Annotated in this window: 18 protein-coding genes; 4 read left to right on the top strand and 14 right to left on the bottom strand. The window is 57.2% G+C overall.

The annotated features are described in order from the left end of the window. Position 1: 1 nt before the first annotated feature. From Q4P78_RS03790 to rsmI, 6 genes are all read right to left on the bottom strand, one after another. The gene (locus Q4P78_RS03790) at positions 2–1,300 is read right to left on the bottom strand and encodes a cysteine desulfurase (protein ID WP_303338986.1); all 1,299 of its coding nucleotides are present in this window, start codon (positions 1,298–1,300) and stop codon (positions 2–4) included. Between the two features lie 149 nt (positions 1,301–1,449). Continuing rightward, the gene (gene pth / locus Q4P78_RS03785; RefSeq protein ID WP_303338985.1) at positions 1,450–2,031 is read right to left on the bottom strand and encodes an aminoacyl-tRNA hydrolase; all 582 of its coding nucleotides are present in this window, start codon (positions 2,029–2,031) and stop codon (positions 1,450–1,452) included. A 177-nt stretch (positions 2,032–2,208) separates the two neighbouring features. Further along, complete coding sequence (locus Q4P78_RS03780; RefSeq protein ID WP_303338984.1) at positions 2,209–2,493, bottom strand: 50S ribosomal protein L25; 285 nt, start codon at positions 2,491–2,493, stop codon at positions 2,209–2,211. Positions 2,494–2,689: 196 nt separating this feature from the next. Next, positions 2,690–3,694 (bottom strand): glycosyltransferase, encoded by a 1,005-nt coding sequence (locus Q4P78_RS03775; RefSeq protein WP_303338983.1) that lies wholly within the window; start codon positions 3,692–3,694, stop codon positions 2,690–2,692. Next, positions 3,695–4,765, bottom strand: a complete 1,071-nt coding sequence (locus tag Q4P78_RS03770; protein ID WP_303338982.1) for a TatD family hydrolase — start codon at positions 4,763–4,765, stop codon at positions 3,695–3,697. Positions 4,766–4,803: 38 nt separating this feature from the next. Further along, on the bottom strand, positions 4,804–5,745 hold the full coding sequence (rsmI, locus tag Q4P78_RS03765) for a 16S rRNA (cytidine(1402)-2'-O)-methyltransferase (protein ID WP_303338981.1): 942 nt from the start codon (positions 5,743–5,745) through the stop codon (positions 4,804–4,806). A gap of 184 nt (positions 5,746–5,929) precedes the next feature. On the opposite strand from rsmI, the gene Q4P78_RS03760 reads away from it, so the two are divergent. After that, positions 5,930–7,444 carry a dolichyl-phosphate-mannose--protein mannosyltransferase gene (locus Q4P78_RS03760; RefSeq protein ID WP_303338980.1) on the top strand — a complete coding sequence of 505 codons (1,515 nt, stop codon included), beginning with the start codon at positions 5,930–5,932 and terminating at the stop codon, positions 7,442–7,444. 60 nt (positions 7,445–7,504) lie between these two features. Here Q4P78_RS03760 and Q4P78_RS03755 read toward each other — a convergent pair whose 3' ends face one another. From Q4P78_RS03755 to Q4P78_RS03745, 3 genes are all read right to left on the bottom strand, one after another. Next, on the bottom strand, positions 7,505–8,950 hold the full coding sequence (locus Q4P78_RS03755) for a TIGR01906 family membrane protein (protein ID WP_303338979.1): 1,446 nt from the start codon (positions 8,948–8,950) through the stop codon (positions 7,505–7,507). Positions 8,951–9,113: 163 nt separating this feature from the next. Beyond that, complete coding sequence (locus tag Q4P78_RS03750; RefSeq protein WP_303338978.1) at positions 9,114–9,323, bottom strand: DUF3499 family protein; 210 nt, start codon at positions 9,321–9,323, stop codon at positions 9,114–9,116. A 30-nt stretch (positions 9,324–9,353) separates the two neighbouring features. Then, positions 9,354–9,755, bottom strand: a complete 402-nt coding sequence (locus Q4P78_RS03745; RefSeq protein ID WP_303338977.1) for a WhiB family transcriptional regulator — start codon at positions 9,753–9,755, stop codon at positions 9,354–9,356. Positions 9,756–10,380: 625 nt separating this feature from the next. On the opposite strand from Q4P78_RS03745, the gene Q4P78_RS03740 reads away from it, so the two are divergent. After that, positions 10,381–11,148: a TIGR03089 family protein gene (locus Q4P78_RS03740; protein ID WP_303338976.1), complete on the top strand. Its 768-nt coding sequence runs from the start codon at positions 10,381–10,383 to the stop codon at positions 11,146–11,148. 66 nt (positions 11,149–11,214) lie between these two features. Here the strand turns inward: Q4P78_RS03740 and Q4P78_RS03735 are convergent, their stop codons facing one another. Continuing rightward, a complete protein-coding gene (locus Q4P78_RS03735; protein WP_303338975.1) occupies positions 11,215–11,844 on the bottom strand; it encodes a GtrA family protein in 630 nt (209 codons plus the stop codon). 297 nt (positions 11,845–12,141) lie between these two features. On the opposite strand from Q4P78_RS03735, the gene Q4P78_RS03730 reads away from it, so the two are divergent. Further along, positions 12,142–13,332 (top strand): 5-(carboxyamino)imidazole ribonucleotide synthase, encoded by a 1,191-nt coding sequence (locus Q4P78_RS03730; RefSeq protein ID WP_303339101.1) that lies wholly within the window; start codon positions 12,142–12,144, stop codon positions 13,330–13,332. 86 nt (positions 13,333–13,418) lie between these two features. Next, on the top strand, positions 13,419–14,030 hold the full coding sequence (gene purE, locus Q4P78_RS03725; protein WP_303338974.1) for a 5-(carboxyamino)imidazole ribonucleotide mutase: 612 nt from the start codon (positions 13,419–13,421) through the stop codon (positions 14,028–14,030). A gap of 82 nt (positions 14,031–14,112) precedes the next feature. Here the strand turns inward: purE and Q4P78_RS03720 are convergent, their stop codons facing one another. The 4 genes from Q4P78_RS03720 to Q4P78_RS03705 all read right to left on the bottom strand — a co-directional run bounded on the left by Q4P78_RS03720 (position 14,113) and on the right by Q4P78_RS03705 (position 17,621). After that, a complete protein-coding gene (locus Q4P78_RS03720) occupies positions 14,113–14,622 on the bottom strand; it encodes an NUDIX domain-containing protein (RefSeq protein WP_303338973.1) in 510 nt (169 codons plus the stop codon). Positions 14,623–14,649: 27 nt separating this feature from the next. After that, positions 14,650–15,180 (bottom strand): prepilin peptidase, encoded by a 531-nt coding sequence (locus Q4P78_RS03715; RefSeq protein ID WP_303338972.1) that lies wholly within the window; start codon positions 15,178–15,180, stop codon positions 14,650–14,652. A gap of 37 nt (positions 15,181–15,217) precedes the next feature. After that, positions 15,218–15,934: a polyprenyl diphosphate synthase gene (uppS, locus tag Q4P78_RS03710; RefSeq protein WP_303338971.1), complete on the bottom strand. Its 717-nt coding sequence runs from the start codon at positions 15,932–15,934 to the stop codon at positions 15,218–15,220. 280 nt (positions 15,935–16,214) lie between these two features. Further along, positions 16,215–17,621: a class II fumarate hydratase gene (locus Q4P78_RS03705; protein WP_303338970.1), complete on the bottom strand. Its 1,407-nt coding sequence runs from the start codon at positions 17,619–17,621 to the stop codon at positions 16,215–16,217. Positions 17,622–17,809: the final 188 nt, after the last annotated feature.

Genomic DNA, 17,809 nt, shown 5'->3' with positions numbered 1-17,809 from the left:
CTTAGAGACCGAAGTAGGGGCGGATGGTCTTCAGCTCTTGGATAAAGCGCTGCACATCCTCGGTCGTATTGTACATATAGGTGGAGGCGCGGGTGGAGGCGCCCACACCGGCGCAACGGTGCAGGGGCTGGGCGCAGTGGTGACCCACGCGCACGGCAATACCCTTGGTGTCCAGCAGCTGGCCTGCATCGTGCGGGTGCACGCCGTCCAGGGCAAAGGCTACCAGACCGGCACGCTTAGCGGGGTCTACCGGGCCCAGCAGGCGCACGCCCTCAATATTCTTCACGCCCTCAACCAGCTCAGCCGCCAGGTGATGCTCCCATGCCAGCACATTCTCCATACCGATATGCTGCAGGTAACGCACGGCTTCAGCCAGTGCCACAGCTTGGGAAACACGCTGGGTACCGGCCTCAAATTTGGTAGGTGCGGGCATATATTCGGCGTCCTGCAGACCCACGCGGGTGATCATGGAACCACCGGTCAAGAAGGGAGGCAGGGCCTCCAGCAGCTCGGCGCGGCCGTAGAGCACGCCAATACCGGTGGGTGCGAGCATCTTGTGGCCGGAGAATGCCGCGAAGTCTACATCCAGCTCGTGGAAGTTTACGGGCATATGGGGTACGGACTGGCAGGCGTCCAGTACGGTGATCGCGCCGACCTTCTGTGCCAGGGAGACCAGGAGCGGCACATCGGTAATTGCGCCGGTGACATTGGAAACATGGGTGAAGGCAACAATGCGGGTGTTCTCATTGATGAGGTCCGCTGCTGCGTCATAGTCCAGCTGACCGTCTTCAGTCACCGGTACGTGGCGCAGGGTAGCGCCGGTGCGCTGAGCCAGGATCTGCCAGGGAATCAGGTTCGCGTGGTGTTCCAGCTCGGTGGTGAGGATTTCATCCCCCTCACCCAGGGCAAAACGCTGTGCCTTTTCTCCCCCAATGCCCTGGGAGGCATTACCGATGGCGTAGGCGACCAGGTTCAGCGCCTCGGTGGCGTTAGAGGTCCAGACGATCTCTTCTTCTTCAGCCCCCACGAACTCGGCGACGGTGCGGCGTGCCTCTTCAAAGAGGTCGGTTGCCTCAACCGCCAGGGTGTGTGCGCCGCGGTGTACGGCGGAGTTGGCGTGCAGGTAGAAGTTGCGCTCGGCATCCAGCACCTGAATGGGCTTTTGGCTGGTGGCGCCGGAGTCCAGGTATACCAGGGGCTGGCCGTTGACCTCGGTGGAGAGAATGGGGAAGTCGGCGCGCAGGGCGCGGACAACCTCATCGGTGAGCGGGATATTGCTCGGGGTTGCGTACTGGGTCATGACCGGCCTTTCCTGATAGTCTCTGGAGTTAATAACGGCATATTTTACTAGCTTATTCCTTTTGGAGGCGCCGCGTGTAGTAGCGTTCCCTAAGTTCGGGCGCATACTTGCTCACAGCGTAGCTCCCTGCGGCGCCTTCACTAAGTTCCCTAGGCGGCGTGGAATTTCTGCTGTGCCGCCAGCAGACCGTCGGTAATAATCATGCGAGCTGCCTCGGCGGAATTATCGATCAGGAAGGGCAAATCTTTAGCTTCGGTGCTGCTAAAGGGCTTGAGTACGAAGCTGGAGACTTCCATGCGTCCAGGCGGGCGGCCAATGCCGGAGCGTACACGGTAGTAGTCCTTGGTGCCCAGCGCCTTGGTAATGTCTTTCAGACCGTTATGGCCGTTATCTCCCCCGCCCTTTTTGAGCTTGACGGTGTCGAAGGGGATATCCAGCTCATCGTGAATGATAATAATATGATCCGGGTCAATACCGTAGAACTTTGTCAGCGCCGAGACCGGGCCACCGGAGGTGTTCATATAGCCCAGGGACTTGGCAAGAATAACCTTGGGGCCGCCGTAGCCCAGGCGTCCTTCGCAGGTGACCGCGCCGGTGGTCCCCTGCTTGCGGAAGGAGCCACCGATTTCGCGGGCGAGGGCGTCCAGAGCCATCTGACCAATATTGTGACGGGTTTTTTCGTATTGGTTGCCGGGGTTGCCCAGACCAAAAATGAGCCAGGTATCTGCCATAGTGTGTCCTTAGATGCCGAGGTGTCTGAAGGGTTAAGGGTTATGAGAGTTTGGGGATAAAAGAGCGTGGGTAAAGAGATAGCCCGCACCCGCCTATCGGGTGCGGGCTATGCCCTAATATCTAGCTCCTGCATTTTTAGGTGCCGGAGTCTAGAGCGCGTTTAAAGTCCGCTGAGCTTACTTTACGAACAGCAGGTCGATGTGCTGCAGCTCGGGGCGGATGGGGTGGCGCTGGATTTCCTGAACGGTTGCCTTGATCTCTTCGCCTTCAACCTCGATAACCAGCACTGCGTCGCGGTCACGAACTGCCAGGGTGGTCTCGTGACCGGGCAGGATGATGTGCTTGGGCTCTGCGTCCTTACCGTAGATCACGGCGGGGATGTTGCCTGCAACGCGGATACGACGTGCGTAACCCTTACCGAAGTCAACGCGGGGCTCTGCAACCAGCTTAATCTCAGACATAGGTGTCTCCATTTCTTTAGTGTTCTATGCGCCAAGTGTATGGCGCCGGAGTTACCCTTTGCCACCTCGTCGATTACGGCAGTCTGTGCTGCCCTCGCCTTGGCTCGCGCTACCTGCGGTAGCACAATCCCCCATTCTACAGCATCCCACCACTGTTAAACCAGTACTAGGGTGTGTAGAATGCAAGGAAATCTTCTTAGCTCTGCTGAGCCATCTCTCGCAAATCCTTTTCCAAAGATTCGGAGCTAATACCGGCATTATCCAGCAGCACCTTGAACCGGTGACGCCAATCCAGCTTCGCCAGCGCCATGCGCATATTGTAACGAGCCTTCTCTTCGTTCCACCGACTCACGTGCTCGGCAAGAGTATCCATACCGGTCTCAGCATTAAAAGGATCAATCTCGATGGTTGCACCGTCCCAGAGCAGCTCGCGGCTGGTGGTCGTTGCCGGCACCTGACCGGCAACGATAATACCGTGAGCCAGAGCATCAGTCCAGCGCCCCGTAATGTATTCCTTGGTGGGATGAGTGTACTTTTGAGGGCTTACCTTCGTGCTAAACGCCAATAAGTACTTAGCATTGGAGTACGCCTGCGAGAGGTTTTGAGCAGATTGCTCATCACTCTCTCCGAAGGGAGGGCGTCCCATAAAGCTCATATCTCGTTCAGCAGCCAGCTGGGCACTATTTTGATCGTTGTCATACACTTCAGGCTGACGACCAACTCGCACAATATCTACAGGTTTAGAGATATATAGATTTTCAGAGTACGAAGACCACACGTCGGTGCCCCAGGGCAGAACTCCCAGGTTTTTGACGCCGCGAGCCTGCCAATCGGGCAGGTCGTCCTTATCCGCAACATAAATTGTGGTGTAGGTATTATTCAGCGCAATGGCGGGGATACGATCATCCCAGAAGCTATCAATTACCCAACCGTAGATAGCCTTATAGCGTTTGAGAGCATAGGGAAGCTGCGCAATAGCGTAGAGCTGACCGGGGTCACTTGCAATCACAATAGCACTACGATTCCCGCCGCGGATTCGAGGAAGACGCCCCAGAATCTTTGGAAGGGACTTAAGGGATGCTCTCGGGTCAATATGAATCGGGGCTTGCCCGGTATAACGTCCCAGCATCTGAGCCATTTCGTGAACGGGGTACCAACCGGGTCCACCGGGAACTCCCACAATAATATCTACGGTAGCCATTTAGTCCCAATCTCCGTAGACGGCGTGAGAATTTTCAGCAATCTGACGGCATAGAGCTTCCAGGTCATCCCCTCGGTGAGCGGCCATAAAACGAACCGTATAGTTCGTCATATAGGAGGCGTTCGGGCGTCCGCGGAAAGGATGCGGGGTCAAAAACGGTGCGTCCGTCTCAGCCAGCATCAGCTCCGGGCGAGCCATCGCCAAAGATTCCTGAAGAGCGAGTGAGTTTTTAAAAGTGACCGTACCGGCAAAGCTCATATACCAGCCACGCTCATTACAGATTGTAGCAAGCTCGGGACCGCCAGAATAGCAGTGGAAGACCACTTTCTCCGGTGCGCCTTCCTCATCCAGAATACGCACCACATCTTCATGGGCATCGCGATCGTGAATCTGCAGGGCAATGCCGTGCTTCTTTGCCATACGAATATGCTCGCGGAAGCTATAGTGTTGAGCCTCCAGACCCTCTTCACCGGTACGGAAATAGTCCAGACCGGTCTCACCAATAGCACGCACACGGGCATCTGCCGCCAGGGAATCGATCACAGCCAGGTGCTCATCGAGCTTACCCTCCGCTGCCAGCTCGGGGGCGGTATTGGGGTGCAGGGCAACCGCCGCCAGCACGCGAGAGTCAGCGTGGGCTGCCGCCACGGCGTAGAGCGAGGAGGGCACATCGCAACCCACCTGTACAATGCGCGCGATACCGAGCTTCTGGCCGGTATCCAGGGCATCGCGAGCGCTAATTTCTACCTCCCCATCCAGCAGATCCATATGGGTGTGGTTATCCACAATCGGGTAGGGCAGGGGCGCCGGGGCGGGAGGGAAGATGAGGTTACGGCTGCGCCCGTTCTCGCCGGTGGTGGAGCGGCGTCGGGTGCCCTCACCGCTGGCTTCTTCTGCGATACCGGTGTAGTGGTGGGCACGGTAGGGTTCGGGGGTTTCGCCTTCTTCAAGCTGCCACCCGTTATCAAAAAGGGTGCCGGTCAGAGAGCGCTTGCTGGGCATGGTGTATCCGCTCAGCGCCGCCAGGGAATCCAGATACTCCTGGGTAAGTTCTACGCTGCTATCGCACATAGTGGATCCTTAGAGTTCAAAAGTCTGTGGTGAATATATTAGCTATTGCGTGCTGCAAGGGCCGCTTCGTAGAGGTCCCTCTTGGAGACTCCGCTTTCTGCCGCCACGGCCGCGCAGGCGCTCTTGAGGCGCTCGCCGGCTTCTACACGCGCCAGCACCTGGGAGAGTACATCTTCAGCCTCGGGCGCTTCAGGGGCAGGAGCGCCCTCAACCACCAGCACAATTTCGCCGCGAATCTGGGTTTCTTCGACCCAGGCCACCAGATCTGCCAGGCTGCCGCGAATGACCTCTTCGTGCAGTTTAGTCAGTTCTCGACACACCACGGCGCGACGCTCAGAGCCGAACGCTTGCGCAAAATCAGCCAGGGTGGCTGCGGTACGGTGCGGGGATTCGTAGAAAATCATGGTGCGTTCTTCATCTGCCAGGGAGCGCAGACGACGGCTTCTTTCGCTTCCCTTACGTGCCAAAAAGCCTTCAAAGGTAAAGCGCCCGGTGGGCAGTCCCGATAGAGCCAGTGCGGTGAGCGCCGCAGAAGGGCCAGGAATAACGGTTACGGGCAGGTTCGCCTGGGCTACAGCGGAGGCGGCAACATAGCCGGGGTCGGAAATAGTGGGCATTCCGGCATCCGAGAGCAGCAGAACGTGCTGTCCTGCGGCAACAGCCTCCACCAGCTGGGCGCTGCGGGCTTCTTCATTGTGGTCGTGGTTAACGAGCACGCGACCGCTGGTGTGTACGCCCAGTCCTGCGGCGAGGGTGCGCAGTTTGCGGGTGTCTTCTACCGCGATAATATCGGCGCTAGCTAGGGCTGCGCGTAAACGTTCACTGGCGTCCTGCAGGTTGCCAATGGGGGTTCCGCCCAGAATCAGCTGACCGGTGCCGTCAGTGCGGGTCTCGGGTGCTGCTTGGTGGGTTTCAGATGATTCTAGTGCCTCGGGCGCGTGGAGGCCGGTAGTGTCTGCGCCGATTTGTTCTGCGGTCACTCCTCTATTGTAATATTTTTGGCTTTAGCCATCCGGCACCCTCTAGATGAGCGGGGAGCGCGGGCACTTAGGTTAGCATTAGGGAGTGAGTTCTATTTCTTCTTCCGTGAAAACGCCCCGTACAGCACCGGTAGTGTATCAATTTGATGCTCTTTTAGACCGGCTTCATGTCGCTAAGGCTTCTTTGCCGCGCTATGCATGGCTAGCGCCGGCTTTGATTGTGCTTCTGGGCGGTATCCTACGTTTTGTCAATCTTGCTTCTCCCAATGCGATTGTCTTTGATGAGACCTATTATGCAAAGGATGGCTATTCCTATCTGCACTACGGTGTGGAGTTCTCCTGGACTAAGGAGGCCAATGCTGCTTTTGTGGCGGGTCATCCGGGAACTGAGATTCTTGCCGATCAGCCCGAGTATGTGGTGCACCCGCCGCTGGGTAAGTGGATGATTGCCTTTGGCATGATGCTTTTTGGCGATAATAATCCCCTGGGATGGCGTTTTGGTGCGGCGCTGACCGGTACCCTGGCGGTGGCTCTGCTTGCTCTTGCCGGCTGGTTGCTTTTCCGTTCGGTGACGGTGGCGTCTATTGCTGCTCTGCTGGGCGCGGTGGATGGCCTGATGATTGTTCAGTCGCGTTTGGCTCTGCTGGATATTTTCCAGATGTTCTGGTTGCTGGCTACCTTTGTACTACTTTTGCTGGATCGTCAGCGTTCACGCCGTATTTTGGCCCAGCGCACCGTGGATCTGGTACAGGCCAATAAGGGTACTTTGCCGCAGAGTTTCTTTGGTCCGGGTGTGGGTTTCCGTTTCTGGCGTTTTGCCGCAGGTATTGCTGCCGGTTGTGCGGTGGGCGTGAAGTGGAATTCTCTCTTCTTTATTGCCGTCTTGGGTCTGTTGACCGTGATCTGGGATGTGCAGGCTCGCCGGGCTCTGGGTTATAAGAGCTGGCTGGCTGCCGGTGCCCTGCGTGACGGTGTTCCCGCGTTCTTCGCCCTGATTGGTACCGGTCTGGTGGTCTATATCAGCACGTGGGCGGGCTGGTTCCAGTCTTCGAATGCGTACTTTAGGCATTGGGCTCAAGAGAACCCGGGTAAGGGCCTGATGTGGCTGCCCGAGGATTTGCGTTCCCTCTGGGAGTACCATGCCTCAGCCTTTAAGTTCCATTCCGGTTTGAGTAGCCCTCACACTTATTCTTCTCAGGCGTGGCAGTGGCTGGTGCTGGGTCGCCCGACCTCCTACTACTATGAGTCTTCTAAACTGGGGGATGCGGGCTGCGCGGTGGATTCCTGCTCTTCGGCGATTTTGAATATTGGTAACCCGGCGATTTGGTGGGCTTTTATTCCCGCTGTTGTTGCGGCTCTGGCGCTGCTGATTATCAAGCGTTCGTGGGCTTTTGGTGCTCTGCTATTGGTCTTTGCTGCCGGTTATTTCCCGTGGTTTATGTACCCCACGCGCACCATGTTCTACTTCTATGCCCTTTCCTTTGAGCCTTTTGCTCTGCTGATTCTGGCGGGTGTATTGGGCACTGTGTTGGGCACGAGCGTATCGAGTGTGAAGCATCGTCGTGTGGGTGTGGCTGCTGTTGCTGGATACCTGGCGCTGGTACTGCTTATTAGCGCTTATTTCTGGCCTCTGTGGAGTGGCGAGACCATCCCTTACACCTATTGGTATAACCACATGTGGTTTAAGTTCTGGATTTAGTCTCCAGAGCGCGTATAAGCCCCGGTCTGATACAGACCGGGGCTTTGTGTTGAGTGTGGCTTAGGAGTTTTTCACTCCCGGGCCGGAAACAATCAGGGGCGCTTCGGGCACAATCTCGCCTTCTGCAAGATCGGGTAGAGCTGCTTCTGCCTCTACCGGTTCTGAGGCTTCCTCGCTGGCTTCTGCCTCGCCCTGAGCGCTCTTGAGGCGGCGGCTCAGGTCAATACGCTCCTGACGGCGCATATCGGCAAGCTGCACGCGTGCACGGGTGGGCCAGGTACTCAGCAGAACCAGGGCGCAGATCAGCAGCACAATCGCCAGGATAGTGATAGCCGCATCCACCCAGAATTGCGGCGGGTAGAGACGAATCAGGGTGTCCCTATAGCTAAACTGCCAATTGCCCTGGGGGAAGAAGAGCTTGTGGAAGTTTTCAAAGAGCCATTCCCAGCTCAGCAGCCCCGCGACACCGCCAACCAGAATAATTCCCAGGGTGCTCCAGGCGCCGGCGAAGAGGGAACGGCGAATGGTGCCGGGGGCGCGATAGCGCAGACTCATGGAGCTGAGCAGCGCCACAACCAGCACCAGTACGGCGAATGCTGTGGCTACAAAAAGCACGCGTTTGACATCGTGCATATGCGCCACTTCTGCCGGGGTAAAGGCTTGGTGTCCGTCGGTGTCGCTAATGCCCACCAGGTAGGTGCGCGGCGCCAGATTGGTTACATAGTCCAGGCCGTAGGAGCCCAGGCGCATACGCTCGGTCAGATCCATGCCGTAGTCATCGGCGGGGAAGCCCGGGCGGCGGTATTCCAGCCAGAGGAATGCACTGGAGGCAATGGCGCGAATAGCGAGCATGAGGGTCAGAATCGGTACCGCTGCGCCTATGACAAAGGAGCGCAGGCGCAGGAAGCGGGGACGGTCTCGTACCGCCTCGGCGCGTGCTTCAGCTCTTTCCTGAGCTTCGGGGGTGCTATCCCCGGCAAGGTTTAGGTTCTCCAGCGGGTTCTCTTCAGCGACAGCACCGTGAGTGGTTTCGGTTTTCCAACGGCTGCTGGAGGCCTTGGCCTCTTCACGAGCCTGCATGAGCGCTTCGAGGGCTTCTTGCTGGCGCTGCGCCTCCTGGGCAGCATTTTGTTCTTTGCGCGCCTGGGTCTGCTGGTTCAGTGTGCTCAGAGTCGGGCTTTTGGGTTCGGAGGCAGCATCTCGCACCAGAGGGATAAAGCCGGTGCTCACGCTGGTGTAGGATCGCACGCGCTGACCCACTCCGCGTTCGGCAAGGCTACTGCGCGCGGCAACCACGGGGATGGCTCCGGTGGGGATATCGGGTTCGCGAGCTATATCGGGCGCTTCGGCGTAGATTTTTTCTTGGGCGCCGACGTGCGTACCGGTGCTTGCGGGTGCGTTGGGGCCGATGGCGCGGCGTGCCTCGATGAGTTCTTGTGCGCTGGCGCGACTGACGGCGGGGCGTAGTTTATTCCAGCCGGTCTTTGCGGGGCGCTGTGCGGGCATGCGTGTCCTTCTGTTGCGTGTTTGTGTTTGAGTGTGTCCTCTTAGTCTCTCATAGATAAAGAACCTTCCGCCTCATTAGGGGGAAGGTTCTTTAAAGTCTTGCTTGAATTTTTGTCCGATATGCGGTCACTGCGCGTTGAAGCGAGCGCGTAGATATAACGTTTTAGAGCTGGGGAGTGTCGGTGCGCACGATTTCCCAGCCCTGGGGTGCGGTCAGACGCTCGGCATGGAACTCGCATAGATCGTAGCCATGCGGTTCGCGGAATTCGCTCAGGGGCCCAATGACTGCAGTACTGGTTGCGTAGGAGTAGGTCAGGGTCAGGCTTGCATCGCGGGTGCAGGTTTGACGCGAGCACAGTCGTGGTTGAGTCATGGGTGCCTTTCGTATGTACCCGTACGGGTTCTAGTTGTTCTGCTTGCGCAGGCGACGGCGTTCACGTTCGGAGAGTCCTCCCCAAATGCCGAAGCGCTCATCGTTCTCCATTGCATATTGTAGACATTCTTGGCGCACGGGGCACATCTGGCAGATGCGTTTGGCGTCTTTGGTGGACCCGCCTTTTTCGGGGAAGAAGGCTTCGGGGTCGGTTTGAGCGCAGAGAGCATCGGAGACCCAAGCGTCATTGCTTTCTTCACCGGTCAGGCTGAATATGCCGCGGATGCTCTCCCAGACCGTTCCGTCGGTGCCGGGGTATTCTGCGGGAGTATCGGGTGGGTCGGGGAGTTTCTTTTCGGTGGCGCCGTCTTCCTCGTCTGCGAGGGCGAGGAAGAGCGTTGCCTGCTCTTCGAGGGAGTACTGGGATTGCATGGTAGCTCTTGGGTGGGGACGTATCGTCTGCGGTTCTTCCCTACCTCTTCCTTTCGTTCTCTGCTTCCTTGGGAGCTTTCAAGGCGCGAGCTGTGCGCACTTAAAATAGCTGATATATAGATAATAAAGGTGCGACACGCCCATGCGTCAAACTGGACTTTTATACGCTTTGGGTGTAGGTATGAGCTTGGGCACTGCGTACTTGAAACTTAGTTTGCCTTTAGCTGGGCTTTTAGCGAGAGATTGCTTCTCAGTCTATCCTTCAAACCAGCCGGCAGCTGATATCTAGCGCTCTGACGGGTATCTTTACCCATTGCACACCGCACCTTCTTGGGTTGCTTCCCTCCCTCATATCAGCTTTTATAGATTGATATTTGAGCTGCATCATAGATGCATTCGCTATTTCTGTATATATATTCACAATATATTCACGATTGCTCCACTAATTAACTCTGTGAAGCAGCCCAAAATTTTCTAAAAGTGCCAAAATATGACACTTTGTTACGTCCGTGACGCTCACGCACACAGTACTCAGAGCTTTGAGCCCGGCTCCCTCTTTCCCGCACCGGGCACAGGTGCGGGCGCGCACCGAGCAAAAAAACCTCCGAGCACGTAGACTAAAACTATGAGTACCTACCCCGCATCCTTCGCCTCCTTTTGTACCTCCCTGGCAGCCCGTCAAAGCCCTGCGCTGATTTGGTATTCGCGCTATGGCGAGCGCATTGAGCTCTCGGGTCGTGTGCTGATGAACTGGGTGGAGAAGAGCACGAATTTCCTCGTCTCCCAGACTGAGGTAAATGATGAAGAGGGTGTTTATTTCGCGCCGGTGCTGCATTGGCGCTCGGTGGTTCTGGCTTTGTCATCTCTACGTGCCGGCGCGCAGATTAGCTCCATTGATAATGAGCCCGTTGCTGTGATTGTCTATGAGCCGGATCAGATTCCTGATCCGCAGCTCGATGCACTACCCGCCTATGCCGTTGCGGTAGATCGTTCTCCCCTGGCAATGCGCTTTATGGGTCATCTGGAGCTCTTTGAGCAGGGCTCTATTGAGGAAGTTCTGGATTATTGTGCCCTGGTGCGCAGCGAGTCTGATGTGCTCATGAGCGTGCCCGCTCCGGTAAGCGCACGGGTGGATGAGGAAGAGACCACACAGGAGGTCTTCTGGAGCCGCGTGTGCGCTCGTGCCAACGAACTGCCGGCATCTGAGGCTCTTGCCTACGCTCTGCCGGCTGAGGCGTCCTTTGACACTCCGGCAGAGATTGTGAAGTGTATGGAAACTATTTTGGCAATTATGCTCACTTCTCGTGCCGTGGTTATCTGCGATCCGGCGGCTAACTTTAGCCCGAGTGAGATTGAGCCTCTGCTGACTGCTGAGCAGGCGCTGGTTCTCTAAAGCCTCTAGATACTCAAAGACCCGCACCCTGATTCTTCAGGGTGCGGGTCTTTGATATATCACGATTTATATGGTCTTGGGTTCGTCCTCGGTTTCAATGTGCACACGAGCGCTCTGCGAGGCGTTCTGTGCCTGAACCTTAGGGATGGAACCGGTCATTATCTCGGTCGCTTCCTCCAGAATGCGACCAATGCGCTCTTCTTCGGTTTCGCCTTCTTCCTCAGCCTGCTTGCGGTGGGCGCCGTACACCCAGAAGCGGTAGAGGAAGTAGCGCAGGATCGTACCCAGAATGGTACCAATAATCGTACCGGAGATAAAGGAAGCCGTAGGGGTGCGCAGGTTCAGCACATAGGTGGAGAAGGCAACACAGCCGGCTTCGACCAGAATGCCCAGAATATTGACGATGCCAAACTCAATGGCTTCGCGCTTCCAGTTCTCGCTGCGGTCTTCGCGGAAAGTCCACAGACGGTTGGCGAGCCAGGAGAAAATGGTCGCCACAATACTTGCAATAACCTTTGCCTTGGTGTGGGCATCCTGCATGATGGTGTTCATCAGGGTCCACACGACCACGGAGTTCACCACAAAGGCGGCGCCACCGACGGTACCGAATTTGAGCAGCTCTATGGCGTATTTATCCCAAATCTGGCGCAGTTTTGAGTTCTGCACGGTGTTCTGTTCGGGGGCGTTATCTGCCATAGCTGTGTCCATTCTGCTGGCTGCCGGAAAAGCTAGCTTTCCAGCGTCGGTTCTTTAGATGAGTGCGTCGATAGATTCCCGGATGGTACCGGTGCGGGTTTTCTACAGATAGTGCAAGTGTACGGTGTACAGCTAAATACATACTGAAGAAAACCTACCCTACCGATTTTAGTACACTCAGCTGGCTAAGCACACCGTATTTTCTATCTTTCTCAGGGTCCTCAAGCCGGTATGTCGCTATCTGTATTCTGGTCACCGGTACCCGCAGACCCCCTCGCACCGGGTACACTAGAGAACGTGACGTACTCAATAACTGGACCGGTAATCGGCGTAATTGGTGGCGGGCAGCTGGCTCGCATGATGGCTCCCGCGGCAACGAACTGCGGTTTTGATCTGCATATTCTGGCGGAGACCCCCACGGTGGGTGCTGTAGCTGCTGTGCGTAGCGCGCCCGTGGGTGACTACAAGGATTTGGATGCTCTGCGCGAGTTTGCGCGCGGCAAGGATGTTATTACCTTTGACCACGAGCATGTGCCGGGTGAGTACCTGCGCACCCTCATTGCTGAGGGTGTGAATGTTCAGCCCGCTCCCGATGCCCTGCAATACGCTCAGGATAAGCTGCTGATGCGCCAGGCTATTGAGCGTCTGGGTCTGCCCAACCCCCGCTGGGCTGAGGTGAAGACTCTGGATGAGCTGCTGGCATTTGGCGATGAGATTGGCTGGCCCGTGGTACTCAAGACCCCGCGCGGCGGCTATGACGGCAAGGGTGTGCTGGTGCTCGATACCCCTCAAGAGGCTGCTGAGCGCGCCTCCGTGTGGTTTGATCAGCTGCCCGAGCGCACCGATTTCACCTCCCTGCTGGCTGAGGAGAAGGTTCCCTTTAGCCGTGAGCTCTCGGCTCTGGTAGCTCGTCGTGAAAGCGGCGAGGTGCGCGCGTGGCCGGTGGTTGAGACCATTCAGGTCAACTCCATTTGTGATGAGGTCATTGCCCCGGCGCAGGAGCTGCCGGCTGAGATTGCCGAGGCCGCTGCTCATGCTGCTATTACCATTGCTACCGAGCTGGGTGTTACCGGTGTCATGGCTGCTGAGCTCTTTGAGGTTCCCGGCTCCCCTGCGGGCTTCTATATTAATGAGCTGGCTATGCGCCCGCACAATACCGGCCACTGGACTCAAGACGGCTCGGTGACCAGTCAGTTCGAGCAGCATCTGCGCGCTGTACTGGATCTGCCCCTGGGCGATACGTCCCTGAAGGATGAAGTCGCCATTATGAAGAACTACCTGGGCGGCGAGAACGAGGATATTTTCGGCGTCTACCCTCTGGCTATGGGTGCTGAGCCCGCTGCGAAGATCCACTTCTACGGCAAGGAACCGCGCCCGGGCCGCAAGATCGGTCACGTGAATATCACCGGTAAGCTTGCTGATCTGCAGCAGCTGCGCCACTCTGCGGCTAATGCTGCCGCGATTATTCGCGACGGTCGCCCCCTATAAAAATCAGTGAATTCAACGCCCGCTTCGTCAAGGAATGCGGGCGTTGGGTTTAGACTTAAAGAAAAATCTATCAGTGAGGATTAGTAATGGCTTCCCCCTATGATTCTTCCGCTCCCATTGTTGGTATTGTAATGGGCTCGGATTCCGATTGGCACGTCATGGAGCAGGCTGCTGCCGTGCTGGAAGAATTCGGTATTCCCTACGAGGCAGATGTTGTCTCCGCTCACCGCATGCCCGAGGATATGATTTCCTACGGTAAGAAGGCAGCTGAGCGCGGTATTCGCGTGATTATTGCCGGTGCAGGTGGCGCGGCGCATCTGCCCGGTATGCTCGCTTCCGTTACTCCCCTGCCGGTCATTGGTGTTCCGGTTCAGCTTAAGACCCTGGACGGTATGGATTCTCTGCTTTCGATTGTGCAGATGCCCGCCGGTGTGCCGGTAGCAACCGTGTCCATTAATGGTGCGCGCAATGCGGGTCTGCTGGCTCTGCGTATTCTGGGTTCGGCTCCGGATGCTTTCGGCGCTCAGGTTCAGGAGGATCTGCGTACCTTCGCCAAGGATCTGCGCCAGTCGGCTGTAGATAAGGGCGCTGCTCTGCGTGCCAAGGTTGCCGAGCTCAAGGCAGAAAACGGCGATGTTCAGTCTTCCCGTCCCGCTCCGGTTCAGTCTTCTTCTGAGCCTCAGGCATATGTTCCCTAATCTTTAGGACACGTATGAGCTGAAAATATATCGGGGGTGCGGTACTCAATAGGTACCGCACCCCCGATATATTTTTAAGTCTTTAGTCGCTATAGACGGGCGGTTCTTCCTCCAGCCCAAAACGGCAGTGGCCATTATAATTCAGCGCCGCATCAATACGGTCGAGCATACGAGGCGAAAGCTGCGCTCGCTGCACCGGGTCGCTCATATCCGCCCAGATTACGCTCGTGGATTCTTCATCATTGACACATGCCTCACCCTCCAGGTAGGTGCACAGGAAGGTGTGGTCCAAAAATTGGCAGCGGTCGCCATTGGAAAATTCCATGGCGGGGTCGGCTTTAACCTGCACCAGGTGTTCCACACGAATGTGCACATTGGCTTCTTCCTGCGCCTCGCGCAGGCAGGTCAGCGCCGGGGATTCGCCCGGATCCACAATGCCAGTGACGGGGGTCAGCGCTCCAGTATCGGCTCGGCGTACCAGCAGAATTTTCCTGTCGCTCTCTCGGCGAATCACGGCGGTTGCTCCGGGCAGCCAGAGGTAATCGTGTCCAATATGTTCGCGTAAATCAAGAATATATTTGGGGGTGGGCATATCTCTCCTTGCAAAGAATTCCGGTGTTTAGAGGGCAATGAGCGTCAGTGCCGCTCCGGCAATCATAAAGGGGCCAAAGGGTATGCGGGTTTTAGCGCTCCTACCGCGCGCAAGCACCCATAGGGACGCGAGCCCGCCCAGCACAAAGGTAATCAGGGTGGCTATGAGCAGGGGGTAAAGGAAACCGGTAAAAGAGTTTCCTGAGGCGCCTATAAATCCCAGGGGCGCGCCCAGAGCCGCCGCCAAGGTCACATCTCCCCTGCCCAGGGACCCCGCTGACAGCCAGCGAAGCAGGGCATAGGCGCACCATAGGGAGACTGAACCTGCCAGGGTTCCAAAAGCACGTGACGTTTCCCCAGCGAGATGAGCGATTATGGGTAGCAGCACCCAGCCAGCGGCTGCCCAGGGGCGCGTGTAGATACGGCGCAGCCGGTGCTCCCGAACATCCTCAATCCATAGGCACATGCCAAAGGTGCAGGCGAGCGCCATATATATCACCAGCATCCCGAAGGGAACATAGCGGCCGGTGGCTAAGAGTTCATGTCCATAGGAGTACACGGTGTGTCCTTCACATCTGCGGGAAGAATAGAGATATTTAGGAGCCGAAACGGCGGTGCCTGCGGGAATAATCCTCGAGCGCTGATACCAGGTCTTCGCGGCTAAAATCGGGCCAGAGAGCCGGGCAGAAGTAGAACTCGCTATAGGCGCTCTGCCAGGTCAAAAAGCCCGAGAGGCGTTGTTCCCCGGAGGTGCGAATCAGCAGGTCCGGTTCGGGCAGGTGGCGAGTATACAGGCGGGAGGCAATATCCTCGGTGCTTAGGCTCTGTTCAAGGCTCTTGAAATCGGTTCCGGCGCGGGCCGCATCGCGTAGCAATTCCTTGACGGCGTCCACAATTTCCTGACGACCTCCGTAGCCCACGGCGAGGTTAATGCGCACACCGCGGGTGCTGGAGCTTTGGCGAATGGTCTTTTCCAGGTGCTCACGCAAGCCATCGGGTAGCAGGGAAAGGTTACCCACCGCGTAAATGGGGCCGGTCTGTGCGGCCAGTAGCTGATCGAGCAGGTTTTCAATGACTGCGGTGAGCCCCACGAGCTCTTCGGCGGGGCGCTTGAGGTTTTCGGTGGAGAGTAGATAGAGGGTGACATCTTCAATGCCCAGTTCTGCGCACCAGTGCAGCAGGTCAACGACTCGGGCGGCTCCTGCGGCGTGGCCCTCTCTGGTGCTCAATCCCCGTTCTTTTGCCCAGCGGCGGTTGCCGTCGACGAGTACTCCCAGATGTTTGGGATAGCTGCTGGTGGCAGAAGGGTTCATGATTCTCCTGAAGATCTCTTGTTCACCGACCCGGCCTGTGTGGCGGGTACGCTATGAGCATCTGCGTAAGTGGCAGGTGAATAGCGCCGGGTGAACTAGCACGACTTAGGCTTTTTATTGTACGCCTATTGTGCGCCTGAGGTGAGCTCTTTAGGTAGCCGCTACCTAAAAGTTCTCCGTGAATTGGTTCTAGGGTCCACAGGGTAGAGAAAACCCGCGCCAGGCTTAGCCACCAGGGCTGAGCCGAGCGCGGGCTAGATACTTGGTGTAGAGCCTATTCTTAGAACTCGCCGAGCATCTTGGTGACGTCCAGAGCCTCATCCAGCTGAGCCTCGGTGACCTCGCCGCGCTCAACATAGCCCAGAGCGATGACAGCGTCGCGCACGGTGACCTTGTGAGCCACGGAGTACTTGGCGATCTTTGCTGCTGCTTCGTAACCGATCAGCTTGTTCAGCGGGGTCACGGTGGAGGGGGATGCCTCTGCCAGGAAGCGGCAACGCTCAACATTAGCTTCCAGACCGTCCACCATCTTCTCTGCCATCACGCGGGATGCGTTGGAGAGCAAGCGGATGGACTGCAGCAGGTTAGCTGCCATAACGGGGATGCCCACGTTCAGCTCGAATGCGCCGTTGGTAGAGGACAGGGAGATGGTGGTGTCGTTACCGATGACCTGTGCGGCAACCATAATGACAGCCTCGCAGATCACGGGGTTGACCTTACCGGGCATGATGGAAGAGCCGGGCTGCAGGTCGGGGATGGAGATTTCGCCCAGACCGGTATTGGGGCCAGAGCCCATCCAGCGCAGGTCGTTGCAGATCTTCATCAGACCGTAGGCGAGGGTGCGCAGCTGGCCGGATACCTCAATCAGGCCGTCGCGGTTTGCCTGTGCCTCGAAGTGGTTGCGTGCCTCGGTTAGGGGCAGACCGGTCTCGGCAGCCAGCAGCTCAATCACGCGAGCGGAGAAGCCAGCGGGGGTGTTAATGCCGGTGCCCACTGCGGTACCGCCCAGGGGAACCTCAGCCACGCGGGGCAGGGATGCGTTAATGCGCTCAATGCCGTAGCGTACGGTTGCTGCGTAGCCGGAGAACTCCTGACCCAGGGTCACGGGAGTTGCGTCCATCAGGTGGGTACGACCGGACTTAACGACGTCCTTGAACTCTACGGACTTCTTCTCCAGGGATTCAGCCAGTACTTCCAGTGCGGGGATCAGGTTGTTGACCAGCGCCTCGGTTGCTGCAACGTGTACGGAGGTGGGGAAGACGTCGTTGGAGGACTGGGATGCGTTCACGTGGTCATTGGGGTGAACCTCAATGCCCTTGGACTCCAGTGCGCGGCTTGCCAGGGTTGCCAGAACCTCGTTGGTGTTCATATTGGAGGAGGTACCGGAACCGGTCTGGAAGATATCGATCGGGAAGTGCGCGTCGTATTCGCCGGAGGCTACGGCGTCTGCAGCCTCGCGGATTGCCTGCGCGCGCTCAGCGTCGAGCACCTTCAGTTCTTCATTAGCGGTTGCAGCGGCCTTCTTGACCAGTGCAAGTGCGCGGATATGTGCCGACTCCAGGGTCTGACCGGAAATCGGGAAGTTCTCAACAGCGCGCTGAGTCTGTGCGCGGTAGAGTGCGTCGACGGGAACGCGAACTTCGCCCATGGTGTCGTGTTCAATGCGGTATTCAATGTTTTCAGCCATAGTTCAAGCATAGTCTTTTCTTGGTCTCAGGTCACATAGATTTGAGCCGAAATTTGGAAAATTTTTAGGGCTACCTCAGAACATCTCCCGCACCTGTGGGATGGCACCGTCCAAACGCTCCAAAGCAACATTTTTGGGGTCTTTAATGTGGCTTTGAGTGGCTTTATACTCTTAGCTCTCCACAGGTG

Origin of the sequence: Rothia sp. (in: high G+C Gram-positive bacteria) (assembly GCF_030540545.1) — a bacterium.
Classification (GTDB): domain Bacteria; phylum Actinomycetota; class Actinomycetes; order Actinomycetales; family Micrococcaceae; genus Rothia.
This window is presented reverse-complemented; position numbering and strand designations above follow the sequence as displayed.

Excerpts from the sequence above, each read along its gene's own strand:
- Q4P78_RS03790 (WP_303338986.1), bottom strand. The coding sequence starts at position 1,300 with ATGACCCAGTACGCAACCCCGAGCAATATCCCGCTCACCGATGAGGTT.
- pth (WP_303338985.1), bottom strand. The coding sequence starts at position 2,031 with ATGGCAGATACCTGGCTCATTTTTGGTCTGGGCAACCCCGGCAACCAA.
- Q4P78_RS03780 (WP_303338984.1), bottom strand. The coding sequence starts at position 2,493 with ATGTCTGAGATTAAGCTGGTTGCAGAGCCCCGCGTTGACTTCGGTAAG.
- Q4P78_RS03775 (WP_303338983.1), bottom strand. The coding sequence starts at position 3,694 with ATGGCTACCGTAGATATTATTGTGGGAGTTCCCGGTGGACCCGGTTGG.
- Q4P78_RS03770 (WP_303338982.1), bottom strand. The coding sequence starts at position 4,765 with ATGTGCGATAGCAGCGTAGAACTTACCCAGGAGTATCTGGATTCCCTG.
- Q4P78_RS03755 (WP_303338979.1), bottom strand. The coding sequence starts at position 8,950 with ATGCCCGCACAGCGCCCCGCAAAGACCGGCTGGAATAAACTACGCCCC.
- Q4P78_RS03750 (WP_303338978.1), bottom strand. The coding sequence starts at position 9,323 with ATGACTCAACCACGACTGTGCTCGCGTCAAACCTGCACCCGCGATGCA.
- Q4P78_RS03745 (WP_303338977.1), bottom strand. The coding sequence starts at position 9,755 with ATGCAATCCCAGTACTCCCTCGAAGAGCAGGCAACGCTCTTCCTCGCC.
- Q4P78_RS03740 (WP_303338976.1), top strand. The coding sequence starts at position 10,381 with ATGAGTACCTACCCCGCATCCTTCGCCTCCTTTTGTACCTCCCTGGCA.
- Q4P78_RS03735 (WP_303338975.1), bottom strand. The coding sequence starts at position 11,844 with ATGGCAGATAACGCCCCCGAACAGAACACCGTGCAGAACTCAAAACTG.
- purE (WP_303338974.1), top strand. The coding sequence starts at position 13,419 with ATGGCTTCCCCCTATGATTCTTCCGCTCCCATTGTTGGTATTGTAATG.
- Q4P78_RS03720 (WP_303338973.1), bottom strand. The coding sequence starts at position 14,622 with ATGCCCACCCCCAAATATATTCTTGATTTACGCGAACATATTGGACAC.
- uppS (WP_303338971.1), bottom strand. The coding sequence starts at position 15,934 with ATGAACCCTTCTGCCACCAGCAGCTATCCCAAACATCTGGGAGTACTC.
- Q4P78_RS03705 (WP_303338970.1), bottom strand. The coding sequence starts at position 17,621 with ATGGCTGAAAACATTGAATACCGCATTGAACACGACACCATGGGCGAA.